18 protein-coding genes are annotated in these 17,947 nt (G+C 72.2%); 11 read left to right on the forward strand and 7 right to left on the reverse strand.

The features are described from left to right. Positions 1 to 14: 14 nt before the first annotated feature. The 6 genes from ABZ117_RS06900 (at position 15) to ABZ117_RS06925 (ending at position 6,684) form a co-directional block, all read left to right on the forward strand. On the forward strand, positions 15 to 401 hold the full coding sequence (locus ABZ117_RS06900) for a GntR family transcriptional regulator (protein WP_121788080.1): 387 nt from the start codon (positions 15 to 17) through the stop codon (positions 399 to 401). Further along, entirely contained in the window at positions 398 to 1,279 is an 882-nt protein-coding gene (locus tag ABZ117_RS06905) for an ABC transporter ATP-binding protein (RefSeq protein ID WP_356818093.1), read from the forward strand. The genes ABZ117_RS06900 and ABZ117_RS06905 overlap by 4 nt, the downstream gene beginning before the upstream one ends. After that, complete coding sequence (locus ABZ117_RS06910; RefSeq protein WP_356818095.1) at positions 1,276 to 2,307, forward strand: ABC transporter permease; 1,032 nt, start codon at positions 1,276 to 1,278, stop codon at positions 2,305 to 2,307. Before ABZ117_RS06905 ends, ABZ117_RS06910 begins: the two co-directional genes overlap by 4 nt. After that, entirely contained in the window at positions 2,304 to 3,071 is a 768-nt protein-coding gene (locus tag ABZ117_RS06915) for a hypothetical protein (protein WP_356818097.1), read from the forward strand. The genes ABZ117_RS06910 and ABZ117_RS06915 overlap by 4 nt, the downstream gene beginning before the upstream one ends. A gap of 282 nt (positions 3,072 to 3,353) precedes the next feature. Continuing rightward, positions 3,354 to 5,585, forward strand: a complete 2,232-nt coding sequence (locus tag ABZ117_RS06920) for an RNA degradosome polyphosphate kinase (RefSeq protein ID WP_356818098.1) — start codon at positions 3,354 to 3,356, stop codon at positions 5,583 to 5,585. Next, entirely contained in the window at positions 5,566 to 6,684 is a 1,119-nt protein-coding gene (locus ABZ117_RS06925) for a CHAD domain-containing protein (RefSeq protein ID WP_356818100.1), read from the forward strand. The genes ABZ117_RS06920 and ABZ117_RS06925 overlap by 20 nt, the downstream gene beginning before the upstream one ends. Positions 6,685 to 7,319: 635 nt before the next feature. On the opposite strand, the gene ABZ117_RS06930 is transcribed toward ABZ117_RS06925, so the two are convergent. Next, positions 7,320 to 7,505 (reverse strand): hypothetical protein, encoded by a 186-nt coding sequence (locus tag ABZ117_RS06930; protein ID WP_356818102.1) that lies wholly within the window; start codon positions 7,503 to 7,505, stop codon positions 7,320 to 7,322. 166 nt (positions 7,506 to 7,671) lie between these two features. Between ABZ117_RS06930 and ABZ117_RS06935 the strand changes: the two genes are divergently transcribed. Both ABZ117_RS06935 and ABZ117_RS06940 read left to right on the forward strand, forming a co-directional pair. Further along, positions 7,672 to 8,550 (forward strand): hypothetical protein, encoded by an 879-nt coding sequence (locus tag ABZ117_RS06935; protein WP_356818104.1) that lies wholly within the window; start codon positions 7,672 to 7,674, stop codon positions 8,548 to 8,550. Positions 8,551 to 8,651: 101 nt separating this feature from the next. Further along, positions 8,652 to 8,813, forward strand: a complete 162-nt coding sequence (locus ABZ117_RS06940; RefSeq protein ID WP_356818184.1) for a hypothetical protein — start codon at positions 8,652 to 8,654, stop codon at positions 8,811 to 8,813. A gap of 33 nt (positions 8,814 to 8,846) precedes the next feature. On the opposite strand, the gene ABZ117_RS06945 is transcribed toward ABZ117_RS06940, so the two are convergent. Next, positions 8,847 to 9,152: a metal-sensitive transcriptional regulator gene (locus ABZ117_RS06945; protein WP_356818106.1), complete on the reverse strand. Its 306-nt coding sequence runs from the start codon at positions 9,150 to 9,152 to the stop codon at positions 8,847 to 8,849. A 215-nt stretch (positions 9,153 to 9,367) separates the two neighbouring features. Here ABZ117_RS06945 and ABZ117_RS06950 point away from each other — a divergent pair, with 215 nt between their 5' ends. Both ABZ117_RS06950 and ABZ117_RS06955 read left to right on the forward strand, forming a co-directional pair. Further along, positions 9,368 to 9,988: a DUF47 family protein gene (locus tag ABZ117_RS06950; protein ID WP_121788071.1), complete on the forward strand. Its 621-nt coding sequence runs from the start codon at positions 9,368 to 9,370 to the stop codon at positions 9,986 to 9,988. Positions 9,989 to 9,995: 7 nt separating this feature from the next. After that, positions 9,996 to 10,994 (forward strand): inorganic phosphate transporter, encoded by a 999-nt coding sequence (locus ABZ117_RS06955; protein ID WP_356818108.1) that lies wholly within the window; start codon positions 9,996 to 9,998, stop codon positions 10,992 to 10,994. A 97-nt stretch (positions 10,995 to 11,091) separates the two neighbouring features. On the opposite strand, the gene pstB is transcribed toward ABZ117_RS06955, so the two are convergent. The 4 genes from pstB to pstS form a co-directional block, all read right to left on the reverse strand. Beyond that, the gene (pstB, locus tag ABZ117_RS06960; RefSeq protein ID WP_356818110.1) at positions 11,092 to 11,868 is read right to left on the reverse strand and encodes a phosphate ABC transporter ATP-binding protein PstB; all 777 of its coding nucleotides are present in this window, start codon (positions 11,866 to 11,868) and stop codon (positions 11,092 to 11,094) included. A 75-nt stretch (positions 11,869 to 11,943) separates the two neighbouring features. Then, complete coding sequence (gene pstA / locus ABZ117_RS06965) at positions 11,944 to 12,996, reverse strand: phosphate ABC transporter permease PstA (RefSeq protein WP_356818111.1); 1,053 nt, start codon at positions 12,994 to 12,996, stop codon at positions 11,944 to 11,946. Then, positions 12,993 to 13,997 carry a phosphate ABC transporter permease subunit PstC gene (gene pstC / locus ABZ117_RS06970; protein ID WP_356818113.1) on the reverse strand — a complete coding sequence of 335 codons (1,005 nt, stop codon included), beginning with the start codon at positions 13,995 to 13,997 and terminating at the stop codon, positions 12,993 to 12,995. The genes pstA and pstC overlap by 4 nt, the downstream gene beginning before the upstream one ends. 116 nt (positions 13,998 to 14,113) lie before the next feature. Next, the gene (gene pstS / locus ABZ117_RS06975) at positions 14,114 to 15,244 is read right to left on the reverse strand and encodes a phosphate ABC transporter substrate-binding protein PstS (protein ID WP_356818115.1); all 1,131 of its coding nucleotides are present in this window, start codon (positions 15,242 to 15,244) and stop codon (positions 14,114 to 14,116) included. Positions 15,245 to 15,577: 333 nt separating this feature from the next. Here pstS and ABZ117_RS06980 point away from each other — a divergent pair, with 333 nt between their 5' ends. Next, on the forward strand, positions 15,578 to 17,155 hold the full coding sequence (locus ABZ117_RS06980; RefSeq protein WP_356818117.1) for an FAD-binding oxidoreductase: 1,578 nt from the start codon (positions 15,578 to 15,580) through the stop codon (positions 17,153 to 17,155). 46 nt (positions 17,156 to 17,201) lie between these two features. Here ABZ117_RS06980 and ABZ117_RS06985 read toward each other — a convergent pair whose 3' ends face one another. Beyond that, a complete protein-coding gene (locus ABZ117_RS06985) occupies positions 17,202 to 17,897 on the reverse strand; it encodes a phosphatase PAP2 family protein (protein ID WP_356818118.1) in 696 nt (231 codons plus the stop codon). Between the last annotated feature and the right edge of the window lie 50 nt (positions 17,898 to 17,947).

Raw genomic sequence — 17,947 nt, forward strand, 5'->3', positions numbered from 1 at the left:
AGGGTGGTGCAGCGATGGTCGAATACCGCATCGACCGGCACAGCGGCGTGGCCACCTACGTGCAGATCGTCCAGCAGACCAAACAGGCGCTCCGCATGGGCCTGCTGGAACCGGGCGACCGGCTGCCGACGGCACGCGAAGTGGTGGAGGCCACCGCCATCAACCCCAACACCGTCCTGAAGGCCTACCGGGAGCTGGAACGCGAGGGTCTGGTGGAGGCGCGACGCGGACTCGGCACCTTCGTGCGCCGGTCCCTCGGCACCGCCCCCGCCGACTCCCCGCTGCGCACCGAACTGGAGCAGTGGGCACGCAGCGCCCGCGCCGCCGGGCTGGAGCGGGACGACGTGGCCGCACTCTTCACCGCCGTACTCGACAAGCACTTCCAGGGAGATCCGTCATGAGCAGCGACACGGCGTTGAGGGCCGAGACTCTCGGGAAACGGTTCGGCCGCCGCGGGGCCTGGGCCCTGCGGGACTGTTCGTTCCGGCTGCCCACCGGGCGCGTGTGCGCCGTCGTCGGCCCCAACGGCGCCGGCAAGTCCACGCTGCTGGCCCTGGCCGCCGGCCTCACCGCCCCCACCGAGGGCACCGTGAGCGTCCTCGGCACCACCCCCGCCGCGGCCCGCCCCCGGGTCGGCTTCGTCGCCCAGGACAAGCCGCTCTACCCGCAGCTCACCATCGCCGAGACCCTGCGCATGGGCGCCGACCTCAATCCCGGCCACTGGGACACGGCCGTCGCCGAGCAGGTCGTCGCGGGCGGCGACCTGGACCCCAGGGCCCGCGTCCGCTCCCTGTCCGGCGGCCAGCGCACCCGCGTGGCGCTCGCTCTCGCCCTCGGCAAACGGCCCGGCCTGCTGCTCCTCGACGAGCCCATGGCCGACCTGGACCCGCTGGCCCGGCACGAGCTGATGGGCACGCTGATGGCGGAGGCCGCCCAGTACGGCACCACCATCGTGATGTCGTCGCACGTCGTCGCCGAGCTGGAGGACTCCTGCGACCACCTGCTGCTGGTCGGCGGCGGCCGGATCCGGCTGGCCGGCGAGATCGACGACCTGCTCGGCGCCCATCTGCGGGTGACCGGCGCCGCCGGCACCACCGCCCTCGGCGGGCACACCGTGGTGGAGTCCCGGGTCACCGGCCGCCAGCTCACCGCGCTGATCCGCCCGGCCGCACCGCTTTCCGCCGACTGGCGCACCTCCGCGCCCTCACTGGAGGACCTGGTCCTCGCCCACCTGCGCAACCCCGGCGCGCCGGGCCTGACCGAGGAGAGTGCCGCATGACCGCCACCCTGACCGGCACCGCCCCGGCGCCGGCCGCCACGAGCCCGCGCCTGTCCCGCTGGGTGCTGCGCCTGCACCGGCCCGCGCTGTACGGGTGGGCGGGCCTGGTGCTCGTCCTGGCGGCCCTGCTGCTCGCCCTGCGCGGCCCGCTCGCCGACGCCGCCGCCGAGGCCTGGCGGCAGTACAACGCCTGCGCCGGTGAGCGGTGCCACTACGACCAGGCCGCGATCCTGCGCTACAAGGACTACTACAGCTACGCCACCCTCGCGCTGAACGCGCTGCCCCTCCTGGTGGCCGCCTGGGCCGGCGCCGCCCTCACCGGCCGGGAACTGGAGTCCGGCACCGCCCTGCTGTCCTGGACGCAGGGCGCGTCACCGGCGCGCTGGCTGGCGGTCCGGCTGGCCGTGCCGGCCCTCGCCGTCACCGCCGGGACCACGCTGCTGTTCTCGCTGCACCACCTGGCCTGGAACGCGGGCCACGGCCGCATCGACACCGCCAAGCCGTGGTCCGACCGCTGGACCTTCCACGCGGGCGGCCCCAGCATCGTCGCCCTGACCCTCGCCGGGCTCGCCGCCGGCGCCCTCGCCGGGCTGCTGCTGCGCCGTACCCTGCCCGCGCTCCTGGTCGGCACGGTCGTCGCCGCCGGCGTCCGGGGCCTGGCCGAGATCGCGCTGCCGCACCTGTGGCCCGCCGTCACCCGCGTCTCCACGATGGACCAGGGATTCGCCGGCTCCGGCCTCACCGTCGACCAGGGCATGATCACCCGCACCGGCGCCCACGTGCCCGTCCCCCAGTGCGGCTCCGTCGAGGCGTGCCGGAACGCGTACGCCGGTTTCACCGGGCACTGGAACACCTACCACCCCTTCTCCCACTACTGGCCGCTCCAGCTCACCACCGGCGCGCTGGTCCTCGCCATGGCCGGGCTGCTCGTCCTCGGCTGCTTCCTGGCCCTGCGCCGGCTGACCGGACCGGCCACGGCCCAGGCCACCACCGCGGGCAGGACCGCCACCGGAGGAGTCACCGCATGACCCTCTCGCCCGCCACCGCCCACCCGGCCGCCGGCCGCCCGGCCATCGGCCGCACCCTGCTGCGGCTGCACCGCCCGGCCCTGCTCGTGTGGACGGCGTTCGTGGTCGTCGGGGCCGGCGGACTGCTCTGGATCCACTGCTCGGCGGCGCCCCGGGACCGGTCCTGCGTGCCCGGAGGCTGGTGCGTGTACACCGCGTTCACCGACACCGGCAACGTCATGAACCTCCTCGGCCGAGCCCTCTCCTACGCCCCTTGCGCGGTGGCCGCCTGGGCCGGAGCCGCCCTGATCGGCCGCGAACTGGAGTCCGGCACCGCCGCGCTCGCCTGGACCCAGGGCGCCACCCCGGTCCGCTGGCTGACCGCGAAGCTGGCCACGGCCGCGCTGCCCCTGCTCGCCGGCACCGCCGTGCTCGCCCTGGTGTACAACACGGTGTGGTCCGCCGACCAGGACGTCCTGGTCACCCACTGGGCCTGGGACCGCGTCTTCGTCCCGCGCGGCCCGCTGCTGCCCGCGCTCACGCTGTGCGCGCTGGCCACGGGCGCCCTCGCCGGCCTGGCCCTGCGCCGTACGCTCCCCGCGCTCGCCGCCGCCTGCGCCGCCACCCTGGCCGTACGGCTGTACCTGCGCGAGCTGTGGCTGCCACTGCGCGGCCCCCTGCACGGCTTCTGGCCGCTGCACCTGGCCGCCACCGGCATGGCCCTCGCCCTGACCGCGCTCGCCACCACCGCCGCGTACGCGGTGCTGCGCCGCCGGTCCGCCTGAACCCTCCGGCCCGCACCCGGTCCGGTACGCCTCCGCACGGCGCGGACGTACCGGGACCGGGCCTTTCCGCGACCGGGAACCCCTTCGGGCCGCCCCGCGCTATCCCGCACGTCATGTCTCCGTAACCGCTGATTCAGACGGGCTTGCGACGCTCGGCCAATGAAGCCCGCCGTGCCAGAACCTTCGCCGCCCCCCGAGGGGCCCGCGGGGAACGGGGCCGTGACGCTCCCGCCCGCACGTTCCGACGCGCCTGTGTCACCCGCCGCGCGGAAGAATGGGTTCATGAGCCAGTCAGACACCCAGGCGGAAGTCCAGCACCCCCAGCCCTCCGTGGGCTCCCTCGCCGCGCACCGCCAGCACACCGTGGCGGCCGCGGTCTCCGATCTGGAACCCGACATCGACGCGGACCTCGACGCGTACGAGGAGTCACAGGCCGGCGACAGCTTCCTGCCCCAGGGCCGCTTCCTCGACCGGGAACGCAGCTGGCTGGCCTTCAACGAACGCGTCCTGGAACTGGCCGAGGACGCGGCCACCCCCCTGCTGGAGCGCGCCAACTTCCTCGCGATCTTCGCCAGCAACCTCGACGAGTTCTTCATGGTCCGGGTGGCCGGCCTCAAGCGCCGCATCACCACCGGCGTCGCCACCCGCTCCGCCTCCGGCCTCCAGCCGCGCGAGGTCCTGGAGATGATCTGGGCCCGCTCCCGGGAGCTGATGGCCCGGCACGCCGCCTGCTACCACGAGGACATCGCCCCCGCGCTCGCCGAGCAGGGCATCCACCTCGTCCGCTGGAACGAGCTGGCCGAGAAGGAGCAGGCACGGCTCTTCACCCTCTTCCGGCACCAGATCTTCCCCGTCCTCACCCCGCTGGCCGTGGACCCCGCGCACCCCTTCCCGTACATCTCCGGCCTCTCCCTGAACCTGGCCGTCGTCGTACGCAACCCCGTCAGCGGCCACCGGCACTTCGCGCGCGTGAAGGTGCCGCCGCTGCTGTCCCGCTTCCTGGAGAGCAGCCCCGGCCGCTACGTCCCCATCGAGGACGTCATCGCCGCCCACCTGGAAGAGCTGTTCCCGGGCATGGAGGTGCTGGAGCACCACACCTTCCGCCTCACCCGCAACGAGGACCTCGAGGTCGAGGAGGACGACACCGAGAACCTCCTCCAGGCCCTGGAGAAGGAACTCATGCGGCGCCGCTTCGGCCCGCCCGTGCGCCTGGAGGTCGAGGAGTCCATCGACCGCGAGGTGCTCGACCTCCTCGTACGCGAACTGAAGATCTCCGAGGCCGAGGTGTACCCGCTGCCGGGCCCCCTCGACCTCACCGGCCTCTTCCGCATCGCCTCCCTGGACCGGCCGGAGCTGAAGTACCGCAAGTTCGTCGCCGGCACCCACCGCGACCTCGCCGAGGTCGAGTCCGCGTCCGCGCCCGACGTCTTCGCGGCCCTGCGCGCCCGGGACGTGCTCCTGCACCACCCGTACGACAGCTTCTCCACCTCCGTGCAGGCCTTCCTGGAGCAGGCGGCGGCCGACCCGGACGTCCTCGCCATCAAGCAGACCCTGTACCGCACCTCCGGCGACTCCCCCATAGTCGACGCGCTCATCGACGCCGCCGAGTCCGGCAAACAGGTCCTCGTCCTGGTCGAGATCAAGGCCCGCTTCGACGAGCACGCCAACATCAAGTGGGCGCGCAAGCTGGAGGAGGCCGGCTGCCATGTCGTCTACGGCCTGGTCGGCCTGAAGACGCACTGCAAGCTGTCCCTCGTGGTCCGCCAGGAGGGCGACACCCTGCGCCGGTACAGCCACGTCGGCACCGGCAACTACCACCCGAAGACGGCCCGCCTCTACGAGGACCTCGGCCTGCTCACGGCCGACCCCCAGGTCGGCGCGGACCTCTCCGACCTCTTCAACCGGCTGTCCGGCTACTCGCGCCGCGAGACCTACCGCCGCCTCCTCGTCGCCCCCAAGTCCCTGCGCGACGGCCTGATCGCGCGGATCGACAAGGAGGCCCAGCACCACCGGGCCGGCCGGACCGCGTTCGTCCGCATCAAGGTCAACTCGATGGTGGACGAGGCGATCATCGACGCGCTGTACCGGGCGTCCCAGGCGGGCGTACCGGTCGACATCTGGGTCCGCGGCATCTGCGCCGTCCGCCCCGGCGTCGCGGGCCTGTCGGAGAACATCCGGGTCCGCTCCATCCTCGGCCGATTCCTCGAACACTCCCGGGTGTTCGCCTTCGGCAACGGCGGCGACCCCGAGGTGTGGTTCGGCAGCGCCGACATGATGCACCGCAACCTCGACCGCCGGATAGAAGCCCTGGTCCGGGTCGTCGACCCCGGCCACCGGGCGGCCCTGGACCGGATGCTGGACGCCGGCATGTCCGACGCCACGGCCTCCTGGCACCTCGGCCCCGACGGCGAGTGGACCCGGCACGCGACCGACACGGACGGCCAGCCCCTGCGCAACGTCCAGGAGATGCTCATAGACGCCCGGAGGCGCCGGCGTGGCACAGCGACACCCTGACCCGACGGACACCCCGCCCCTCACGGCCACCGGGGACGCCCTCGCGGGCTACCTGCGTGCCCAGGCCACGGAGTTCCTCCGCGCCCTGCGCCTGCACCGGGAGACCGGGGGCCAGAGCGGAAACACCCCCGCCCGGGCACGCGCGGGCGGCGGCGCAGGCGTGGGCCCGAACGGCACGGAGGCGTCCGTCGACGCCGCCCGCGCCCTGCGCCGCTCGGCCCGCCGCATCAGCGCCAGCCTGCACACCTTCCGTCCCCTGCTCGACCCCGACTGGTCCGAGGAGATGCGCCCGGAACTGGCCTGGCTGTCGGGCACGCTGGGCCTGGAGCACGCCTACGAGGCCCGGCTGGAGCGGCTGCTGCTGGCGTTGCAGCGGCTGTCGGGAGCGGTGGTGTTCCCCGGGCGCACGGCGACCCCGGCCGCCGTCGGCCCCTCAGGCCCCGACCGCCCGACGGCGACAGCGGAGCGCAGCACCCTCACGGTCGGCGCGGCCAAGGCGGGCGCCCTGCTCGAACGCCAGCTCACCCTGGCCCGGACCCGGGCCCACTCCACGGCCCTCCAGGCCCTCGGCTCCTCCCGCTTCCACGCCGTCGCGGACAAGGTCGCCCTGCTCGCCAGCGAGGTGCCCCTCGCCCCGGCCGCCCCCACCACCGCCCTGCACACGCTCGCCGCGGCCGCCGAGGAACGCCTCACCGACGCCGTCGCCGCCCTCCCCCTGGTCGCCGCCGGCCACCCCTACAACGCGGAGGCCCTGGTCCACGGTCTGTCCCCGGACCCGTCACCGCACCCCCAGGACGGCCCCTGGCACCAGGTCCGCCTCCTGCTGCGCCTGCACCGGTACGCCCACGAGGTCCTGCACGGCCCCGGCACCGCCGCCCCCGTGGACGTACGCCTGCTGGCCGCGGGCCAGGCCCTCAACCGCCACCGGGACGCCTCGGAGGCGGCAGCCGCGGCGGCCCAGGCCGCCCGCACCCCCCGCATCACCCCGGCCACGGCCTACGCCCTCGGTGTCCTCCACGCCGACCAGCGCCACGAGGTGGAAGCATCCCGCTTCACCTTCCAGCGAACCTGGCAGAAGCACACGGCCGCCACCCCCTGAGCCCCAGGGACACCCGGCGGCACGGGGCCCGTCCTCACCACCGGGCCACCGGGCGAACGCCTCCCGCCGACCGGGGCGGCCCGCACACAGCGGCCCGCCCCGGCACCGGGCCGGGGCGCGGACACCCCGTGGACCGGACGGCCAACCGCGTGCCGGGTCCACTCGCCGTCGGGGCCGAGGTGCCAGGAGGCCGTGGCGTCGGACATGCCGGTGTCCAACATCCGGTCCAGGGCCGCCCGGTGGCGGGGGGCCGCCGACCCACCGGCCGCACGCAACGACACGATCGAACCCCGCCACCGGGCCAGGCCGTCGACACCCCCGTCGAACCGGACAGCCAACCACCTGCCGCAACGCCCGGCACCGAGCGCCACGTGGCAGAGGGCCGCCACACCCACCAGCCGCACGCAACGACACGATCGAACCCCGCCACCGGGCCAGGCCGTCGACGCCCCCGTCGACCGGACAGCCAACCACCTGCCGCAACGCCCGGCGCCGGGCGCCGGCCATCGCGTGGCCGGGGCCTGTCAGGCGGGCCGGCTGTGCGCGACGGTGGGGGCGAGTCCGGTCACCGGGCCGCCGGGGGCCGGGGGCCCGCCAGGCTCACCGGCCCGCGCGCGGTGACGGGGGCGGACGCGTCACCGGAGCGTCGTGTGGCTCTCCGCGTCCGTGCGGGCCTGGCTGCGGGCTCGGCGGGCGGGGCCGCGCCAGCCGCAGCTGCATCTGGCCACGCAGAAACGGCCCTGCTCGGCCGTCGTCGTGAGGTGTTCCTGCCCGGGCCGGGCACGCTCCGGCCCGTCCTGCTGCGCCGCGGTGACTGCCACGCCGACAACGGTACCCAGCCGACGGCGAAGCCACCCCCGCGCGTCCCCGGGGTTCGCGCGCCTGCGCCCGGGCGCCCGGCGCTGCGCGTGACGGCGTTCCCCAGCCGTCGTTATCCGGACGACAGGGCGACCCGTGACGGACACTCCGGCTGGGGGTAGGCAGGCGATGGATCGGCGGCAGGACAGACGCGCGGGCAGGACGGTCGTCGCGGTGGGCATCCTCCTCGGCCTCGGGACGGGCGCCACCGGCTGTGCGGGCAGCGGGGCCGCCGCCGAGGACGTCAAGGGCGGCGGCGATCCGGTCGCCGTCCTGCACCGGGCGGCCGACGCGCTGCGCGACGCGGGCAGTTCCAAGGCCGGCACCTCGATGGAGATGGCGACGGGCGGCACCCGGGTCACCATCCGCGGCCGGGGTGTCTACGACTACCGGCGCCGCCTGGGCCGGCTCACCGTCATGCTGCCCGAGGACCCCGCGGGCACCTCCGAGCACCGCCCCATCACCGAACTCCTCGCCCCCGGCGCGCTGTTCATGAAGAACCGGGGCGCGGGCGTGCCCGCCGACAAGTGGGTGCGGGTGGACAGCGCGACGCTGTCCGACGGCAACCTGGTCACCGGCGGCGCGACCGACCCGTACGCGGCGGCCGAGGTGCTGCGCGGGACGCGGCAGGCGGTCTTCGTCGGCCGGACCCGGGTCGGCGGGACGGCGGTGCGGCACTACCGGGGCATCGCCGACCTGGCCCGGGCGGCCCGGTCCGCCTCCGCGGGCAACGCCGCGTCCCTGGCCGCGGCGGCGAAGGGCTTCGCCACGGCCGCGGTGCCGTTCGACGTCTACCTGGACGACCAGGGCCGTATCCGCAAGCTCCGGCAGCGCTTCAGCTTCGTCAACGGCCGCCGGAAGGCCACCGTGGCGGTCGCCTCGACCCTGCTGCTGTACGACTTCGGCGTCCCCGCCGAGGTGCGGCTGCCGGCGCCGGCGGACATCTACGCCGGCCGGGTCGCCGAGCGCACCACCAGCGGCGGGGTCGGAAACCGGCCGGCGCACTAGTCCGGGACACCACCCGGTAAGTAGCCCGTCCGTGCCATGCGCGGTGTGTGGGCCGCTGCCTACCCTAGGAAGTCGGTGACGGCGGGGAAGAGGTGAGGCGGGTGGCTCCGGTCGGTGGTACGGCGGTACAGGACCACGTGGCTCTCGCCGAGATCGAACTGTGCGGAGAGCTGATCATCGCGGCGTCGGCGGCCGAGGACCGGCTCAGCCTGGAGAGCATCGACGAGGTGCTGCGGGTGGCGAAGGAGCGGGATCCGGCCTGACGCCCGCCCCGACCGGGACCGGCACCGGGCAGCTCAGGTGCGCAGCAGGCGGCCGATCGCCTTCGTCGCCTCGTCCACCTTCGCGTCGATCTCGTCACCACCCTTGACGGCCGCGTCGGCGACGCAGTGCCGCAGGTGCTCCTCCAGCAGCTGGAGCGCGAAGGACTGGAGGGCCTTGGTGGAGGCGGAGACCTGGGTGAGTATGTCGATGCAGTAGGTGTCCTCCTCGACCATCCGCTGGAGACCGCGGATCTGGCCCTCGATGCGGCGCAGCCGCTTGAGGTGCTCGTCCTTCTGCTGGTGGTAGCCGTGCGTGGCGCCGGCCTCGGTCGTCGTCATCGCTGGCCTCCGTCTCGGAACGAGCTGCGGACAAAAGGGATACATACCCCCTGTGGGTATATGGTAACGAACTTTCCGGGGTAGAGGGCCGTTGGTACGCCCCCGTGCTGATCACCGAGGTTCATGGGCGACACTGGGGGACGGCCCATTAGCCGTGGCCGGATGATGCGCCTAGCATCAGCCTGACCGAAACCGAAGCACCCCGAGGACCCCACGTGCGCTTTCGTCTGACCCCCAGGGAGACGAGCTTCTACGACATGTTCGCCGCGTCCGCGGACAACATCGTCACAGGCTCGAAGCTCCTGATGGAACTGCTCGGGGCGGACTCCTCCGCCCGGGCCGAGATCGCAGAGCGTATGCGGGCCGCGGAACACGCCGGTGACGACGCCACGCACGCGATCTTCCACCAGCTGAACTCCTCCTTCATCACGCCCTTCGACCGCGAGGACATCTACAACCTCGCGTCGTCCCTCGACGACATCATGGACTTCATGGAGGAGGCCGTCGACCTGGTCGTCCTCTACAACGTCGAGGAACTGCCCAAGGGCGTCGAGCAGCAGATCGAGGTCCTGGCCCGGGCGGCCGAGCTGACGGCCGAGGCCATGCCGAACCTGCGGACCATGGACAACCTCACCGAGTACTGGATCGAGGTCAACCGGCTGGAGAACCAGGCGGACCAGATCCACCGCAAGCTGCTCGCCCAGCTCTTCAACGGCAAGTACGACGCGATCGAGGTGCTGAAGCTCAAGCAGATCGTCGACGTCCTGGAAGAGGCGGCGGACGCGTTCGAGCACGTGGCGAACACGGTGGAGACCATCGCCGTCAAGGAGTCCTGAGGCGTCGATGGACACCTTCGCCCTGATCGTGACCATCGCGGTCGCGCTCTTCTTCACGTACACCAACGGTTTTCACGACTCCGCGAACGCGATCGCCACCTCGGTGTCGACGCGGGCGCTGACCCCGCGGGCGGCCCTCGCCATGGCGGCCGTGATGAACCTCGCCGGCGCCTTCCTCGGTTCCGGGGTCGCCAAGACGGTCAGCGAGGGCCTGATCGAGACACCCCAGGGCTCGAAGGGACTGGGCATCCTCTTCGCCGCGCTGATCGGCGCGATCGTCTGGAACCTGGTCACCTGGTACTTCGGGCTGCCCTCCTCCTCGTCCCACGCGCTGTTCGGCGGCATGGTGGGCGCGGCGCTGGCGGGCGGCACGGACGTGCTCTGGAGCGGCGTCCTCGACAAGGTCATCATTCCGATGTTCCTGTCGCCGGTCGTGGGTCTGGTCGTCGGCTACCTGATGATGACCGCGATCATGTGGTTGTTCCGGCGGTCCAACCCGCACAAGGCCAAGCGGGGCTTCCGCATCGCGCAGACCGTCTCGGCGGCCGGCATGGCGCTCGGCCACGGCCTCCAGGACGCCCAGAAGACCATGGGTGTCGTGGTGCTGGCCCTGGTGATCTCCGGCAACGCGACGTTCGACGACCCGATCCCGGTCTGGGTGAAGCTCGTCTGCGCGATGATGCTCTCGCTCGGCACCTACGCCGGCGGCTGGCGGATCATGCGCACCCTGGGCCGCAAGATCATCGAGCTGGACCCGCCGCAGGGCTTCGCCGCGGAGACGACGGGCGCGTCGATCATGTTCACGACCGCCTTCCTCTTCAAGGCGCCGATCTCCACGACCCACGTCATCACCTCGGCGATCATGGGCGTGGGCGCGACCAAGCGCGTCAACGCCGTCCGCTGGGGCGTGGCGAAGAACATCGTCCTCGGCTGGTTCATCACGATGCCGGCCGCCGCGCTGGTCGCCGCCGCGGCCTTCGGGATCGTCGACCTCGTGGCGCTCTGACGGACAACGCGTCGGGCCCGCCCCCGGGATTCCGGGGGCGGGCCCTTCCGCATCCTCGCGGTGGCACCGCCATGCAGCACCGCGAGGTGTTCCGGGGTCAGCCGAAGCGGCCCGAGATGTAGTCCTCGGTGGCCTGGACGGACGGGTTGGAGAAGATCCGCTCGGTGTCGTCGATCTCGATCAGCCGGCCGGGCTGGCCGACCGCCGACAGGTTGAAGAACGCCGTGCGGTCCGAGACCCGGGCCGCCTGCTGCATGTTGTGCGTCACGATGACGATCGTGAAGCGCTCCTTCAGCTCACAGATCAGGTCCTCGATGGCGAGCGTGGAGATCGGGTCCAGCGCCGAGCAGGGCTCGTCCATCAGCAGGACGTCCGGCGCGACCGCGATCGCGCGGGCGATGCACAGGCGCTGCTGCTGGCCGCCGGACAGGCCGGAGCCCGGCTTGTTCAGACGGTCCTTGACCTCGTTCCAGAGGTTCGCGCCCTTGAGCGACTTCTCGACGACGTCGTTCAGCTCGCTCTTCTTGTAGCTGCCGTTCAGCCGCAGGCCCGCCGCCACGTTGTCGAAGATCGACATGGTGGGGAACGGGTTCGGGCGCTGGAAGACCATGCCCACCTCGCGGCGGACGGACACCGGGTCGATCCCGGTGCCGTACAGGTCCTCGTCGTCGAGCAGCACCTTGCCCTCGACACGGCCACCCGGGGTGACCTCGTGCATCCGGTTCAGCGTGCGCAGGAACGTCGACTTGCCGCAGCCGGAGGGGCCGATGAACGCCGTCACCGAGCGCGGCTCGACGGTCATCGAGATGTCTTCGATCGCCTTGTGTGAGCCGTAGTAGGCGGTGAGTCCGCTCACGTCGATTCGCTTGGCCATTACTACTTCACTTCCAGTCAGTCGCACTGGCGGGCCCCGGTCGGCGGCCGGCCACGCGGCGGTAGCCGCGGATTGTCAGCGCGGGGCCTTCCAGCGGGCGATACCGCGGGCCACCAGGTTGAGGATCATCACGAAGGCGATCAGCGTGAGGGACGCCGCCCACGCGCGGTCGTACGCCGCGTTGGCGCCCGCGCTCTGCGCGTACTGCTGGTAGATGTACAGCGGCAGCGACGCCTGGGCGCCCTCGAACGGGTTGTTGTTGATGAACGGGTTGCCGAAGACGAGCAGCAGGACCGGCGCCGTCTCGCCCGCGATACGGGCGATGGCGAGCATGATGCCGGTGGTGATGCCGCCGATGGACGTCGGCAGGACCACCTTCAGGATGGTCCGCCACTTCGGCACGCCGAGCGCCAGGGATGCCTCGCGCAGCTCGTTCGGGACGAGCTTGAGCATCTCCTCGGTGGAGCGGACGACGACCGGCATCATCAGGATGGCCAGGGCCAGCGAACCGGCGAAGCCGAACGGCTGCATCTTGAAGATGAGCATCAGGCTGAGGATGAACAGGCCCGCGACGATCGACGGGATGCCCGTCATGACGTCGACGAAGAAGGTCACCGCCTGCGAGAGGCGGCCCCGCCCGTACTCCACCAGGTAGATCGCGGTGAGCACGCCGACCGGGGCGCCGATGACGGTGGCGAGGCCGACCTGCTCCAGGCTGCCGATGATGGCGTGGTAGATGCCGCCGCCGGCCTCGGAGTCGGCGACGACGCCCATGGAGTGGCTGAGGAAGTAGAAGTCGAGGACCTTCGTGCCGCGGGAGACGGTCGTCCAGACCAGGGAGACCAGCGGGACGACGGCGATCAGGAAGGCGACCCAGACGAGGGCGGTGGCGATTCGGTCCTTGGCCTGCCGGCGGCCCTCGACCCGGGTGGCGATGCCGTAGGTGCCGAGGATGAAGAGGATCGCGGCGATCAGGCCCCACTGGACCTTGCTGTGCAGGCCGCCGGCCAGGCCGATGACGACCGCGAGGACGATCGAACCGGCGGCGATGGCCCACGGGGACCACTTCGGCAGGCGGGCGCCGCGCAGCGAGCCGGGGCGCTTGTCGGTGACGGCTGCGGTGCTCATGCGTTGGCCCCCGAGTACTCCTTGCGGCGGGCGATGATCGCGCGGGCCGCGCCGTTGACCACCAGGGTGATGACGAACAGGACGAGACCGGAGGCGATCAGCGCGTCGCGGCCCTGCTCGGTGGCCTCACCGAACTTGCTGGCGATGTTCTGGGCGAAGGTGCCGCCGCCCGGGTCGAGCAGGCTGAGATGGATGTCGTAGTCCGGGGAGAGCACGGTGGCGACGGCCATCGTCTCGCCGAGGGCGCGGCCGAGGCCGAGCATCGACGCGGAGATCACACCGGAGCGGCCGAAGGGCAGGACGGACATGCGGACGACCTCCCAGCGGGTGGCGCCGAGGGCCAGCGCGGCCTCCTCGTGCATCCGCGGGACCTGCCGGAAGACCTCACGGCTGACGTTGGTGATGATCGGCAGGATCATGATCGCCAGCAGGATGCCGACGGTGAGCATCGCGCGGGGCGCCCCGCCGTCCCAGGCGAACAGGCCCGTCCAGCCGAGGTAGGTGTCCAGCCAGGCGTACAGGCCCTGCATGTGCGGGACGAGGACGAGGGCACCCCACAGGCCGTAGACGATGGACGGTACGGCGGCGAGCAGGTCGATCACGTAGGCGATGAGACCGCTCAGCCGGCGCGGGGCGTAGTGGGTGAGGAACAGCGCGATCGCGACGGCGATCGGGACCGCGATGGCCATGGCGACGATCGAGGAGACGACCGTGCCGAAGGCCAGCACCGCGATGCCGAACACCGGCGGGGTGAGGTTGGTGTTCCACTCGAAGGTGGTGAGGAAGTTCCCGTGGTCCTTGCTGATCGCGAGGGAGGCGCGGTAGGTGAGGAACACCGCGATCGCGCCCATCACCACGAGCAGCAGGATGCCGGAGCCGCGGGTCAGGCCCAGGAAGATCCGGTCACCGGGGCGGGTCGCGCCCCGGGACACGCGCTTCTGCTCCGTCACCGGTGGCTGAGGGCTTGGAGGGGGAACGTCGGTCGTCGTCGATATGTCCATCGGGTTCTCCGGTCTGCGGAGCCGCGCCCCCACCTGGGGCCGCGGCTCGTGGCGGCGGTGCACCGGACGGTGCGACCCCGGACCTGGGTGGTCCCGGGCCGCACTCTCGGATCAGGTCAGCTCAGGCCCTCGATGGTGGAGCGGACCTTGGTGATGATCTCGTCGGGGATCGGGGCGTAGTCGTTCTGCGCCAGCACCTTCTGGCCGTCCTCGCCGGCGATGTAGCGCAGGAACGCCTTGGTGGCGGGCAGGGTGTCGGCCTTGTTGCCCTTGTCGCAGACGATCTCGTAGGTGACCAGGGTGATCGGGTAGGCGCCGTCGGCCTTGGTCTTGTAGTCCAGCTGGAGCGACAGGTCCTTGCCGGTGCCCACGACCTTGGCGGCCGCGATGTCGGCGGTGGCGGAATCGGTCGACGGCTTCACCGGGGACTTGGCGCCGGTGGCGATGGAGACCGTGGAGATGTCCTTGGCGTAGGACAGCTCGAAGTAGCCGATCGCGCCGGAGTTCTGCTTGACGCCCTGGGCCACACCGGCCGAACCGGAGGCCGCCTGGCCGCCCTTGGCCTGCCAGGCCTTGCCGCCGGAGTACTTCCAGTTGTCCGGGGTGGTGGCGATCAGGTACTTGGTGAAGTTGTCCGTGGTGCCGGAGTCCTCGGAGCGGTGGAACGCCTGGATCTTCAGGTCGGGCAGCTTCGCGCCGGGGTTCAGCTGCTTGATCGCCGCGTCGTTCCAGTTGGTGATCTTGCTGTCGAAGATCTTGGCGAGGGTCGGGGCGTCCAGGACCAGGTTGTCGACACCCGGGACGTTGTAGCCGAGGGCGATCGGGCCGCCGACCATCGGCAGGTCGATGCCCTGGCCGCCGGAGCAGACCTTCTTGGAGGCGGTGACCTCTTCGGGCTTCAGCGCGGAGTCCGAACCGGCGAACGCGATCTGGCCCTGGTTGAAGGAGGTGACACCGGCACCCGAGCCGGCGCCCTTGTAGTTGATCTGCACGTGACAGGCCTGGGAGAAGGCCTTGACCCAGGCGTCGATCGCGTTCTTCTGCGCGGAGGAGCCGTCCGCGAGCAGCTGACCCTTGGCGTCGTCGCACTTGACCGAGCCGGCGCCGGCCGACGCGGAGGTGTTGCCCGACGCCTTGCCGCCGCCGCCGTTGTCGTCCGAGCCGCACGCCGTCAGGGCCAGGGCGCCGGAGACAGCGACAGCACCGAGAGAGAGGGCGCGCAGCCGGTTCTTGCGCTGAAGCTTCACTTCTGGTGGTTCCTTCCAGGAGCCGCCGCTGTCGGGCGGCGCGCGAGGGTCGAAAAGGTGCATGAATGCGTTGAGCGCGTTCATGCCCGCACTCAGCACCCGGTACGGCCGAAACTAGGCAGAACAGGTGAAGCCACCAATGGCCGGAAGTGAACGAGGAGTGAACCCCTGCCGTCGGCCCGGTGAGGTCACGGAATGCTCACGGGGAGAGCACGTGGAGGTTCCGACGGCCGGAGCACGCGGACGTATATTCGATGCTCTTCATCCGGACGGGGGAACCCCCCGACGCGGGGCGCCGTCTCGTTCCCCGAGAGCCGACGAAAGGCGACGGACATGGAACGGCGTACGTTCATCTCGGGTGGCACGGCCGCACTGGCGACGACCGCACTGACCGCGTGCGGTGCGGGCGGAGGCGGTTCCGCCCCGGCCGCGGCGCACCCGGGCACACCGTCACCGGCGGGTTCGTCCTCGCTGACGGCCCTGAGGACCACCAGCGCGAGCGCCGCCGCGAACTGGGCCGCCCTCGCCCGCGACCTCGACGGCACCCTGGTACGGCCCGGTGACGCCTCCTGGAAGACGGCCCACCAGCTGTACAACACCCGCTTCGACGGTCTCAGGCCGGCCGCGGTGGCCTACGTCGAGCACCCCGCCGACATCCGTACGACCCTGGCCTACGCCCGCGCGCACCGCATCAAGGTGTCGATACGCAACGGCGGCCACTCCTACGCCGGCTACTCCTCCGGCGACAACCGGCTCATCCTCGACGTCTCCCGGCTCAACCGCGTCCGGGCCGGCGGCGGCCAGGCCGTCGTGGGCGCCGGCGCCAAGCTGATCGACGTCTACCGCGGGCTCGCCGCGAAGGGCGTCACCCTGCCCGCCGGCTCCTGCCCCACCGTCGGCATCTCCGGCCTGGTGCTCGGCGGCGGCCACGGAGTCGCCTCCCGCGCCTACGGCCTCACCTGCGACAACCTCACCCAGGCCACCCTGATCACCGCGGACGGCACCCAGGTCACCACGGACGCCACCCACCACCCCGACCTGTTCTGGGCGCTGCGCGGCGCCGGCAACGGCAACTTCGGCGTCGTCACCGAGCTGCACTTCCGGACGCACCCGGCACCGCAGGCCGTGACCGCCTACCTGACCTGGCCCTGGGCCAAGGCCGCCCAGGTGCTCAAGGCCTGGCAGGAGTGGGGCCCGAGCCAGCCCGACGAGATCTGGTCCTCCCTGCACCTGTCGTGCTCCCCCGGCCGCACCCCGAGCGTCTCGGTCTCCTGCTTCTCCCTCGGCACCTACGGCGAACTCCAGAACGCCGTGGACCACCTGGCCCACCGGGCCGGCGCCGACGCCGCCTCCGTCACCCTGCGCCGCCGCGGCTACGAGGAGGCGATGGAGATCTACGCCGGCTGCTCCTCCTTCGCCGCCGACGCCCAGTGCCACCTGCCAGGCTCCACCCCGGGCCGCTCCCCGCAGGGCAGGCTCGGCCGGGAGACGTACGCGGCCCGCTCCGACTTCTTCGACCGCTCGCTGTCCGCGGCCGGCATCCAGACCGTGCTCAAGCAGACCGCCGCCGTGCGGGGCGGCGCGGGCAGCATCGCGTTCACCGCGCTCGGCGGCGCCGTCAACCGGGTCTCGCCGACCGCCACCGCTTTCGTGCACCGCCGCTCCCGGATGCTGGCCCAGTACATAGTCTCCTGGGGCGCGGGGGCCACCGGCGGCACCGCCCGGTCCTGGCTCACGTCGGCCCACACCGCGATGAAGCCGTACGCCTCGGGCGCCGCCTACCAGAACTACACCGACCCGACGCTGAAGGACTGGAAGACGGCGTACTACGGGGACGCGGCCACCCGTCTGGCCAAGGTCAAGAAGCAGTACGACCCCCAGCGCTTCTTCTCCTACACGCAGGGGCTGTAGCACCCGCCGGTGTCATCCCCCGGCGGGGGACACCGCCGGGCCCGGCTCACGCGGCCAGGTCCCGTTCCTCGGAGTCCGCCGGCCGGTGGGCGCCGGCGAGGACCGGGACGCCCGGCGCCGAGCGCCGCCGCACCAGCCCGCCCGCCCACGGCGAGCGCTCCACGGCCCGCATCAGCGGGGTCAGCAGGGCCATGGCCGGCGGGGACAGGAGCAGGACGACCGCCGTACCGAGCGCGAAACCGCCGACGACGTCCGTCGGGTAGTGCACGCCCATGTAGACCCGGCAGAAGCCCTCCAGCAGGGCCAGGCCGATGCCCACGAGGCCGAAGCGCCGGTGGGCGACGAACAGACCGACCCCGAGCGCCATCGTGATCGTCGCGTGGTCGCTGACGAAGGAGAAGTCGTTCTTCCCGGCGACCAGGACGTCCAGGCCCTCGTGGTCCAGGAAGGGGCGGGGGCGCTGCACGAAACCCCGTATCGGGACGTTCACCAGCACCGCCAGGCCGGCCGCCAGCGGCGCCCACAGCAGCGCGGCCACCGAGGGCGCCGCCTCCTCACCGCCTCGGCGCCGCACCGACCACCAGCAGCCCAGGATCAGCAGCACCATGGCCACCAGCAGGCCGTACTCGCCGACGAACGCCATGACCCGGTCCCACCAGTGCGGCGCGTCCTTGGCCAGGCCATTGATGTCGTAGAGCAGGTCGACGTCGGGGTTCGATCCGGAATCGGCGAGTACAGCCATGGTGCTGCGGCCCCTTCGTCGTTCGTCCGGACGCACCGGGTGTGCGTCGC

The sequence above is a fragment of the Streptomyces sp. NPDC006309 genome, assembly GCF_040613095.1.
Classification (GTDB): Bacteria; Actinomycetota; Actinomycetes; order Streptomycetales; family Streptomycetaceae; genus Streptomyces.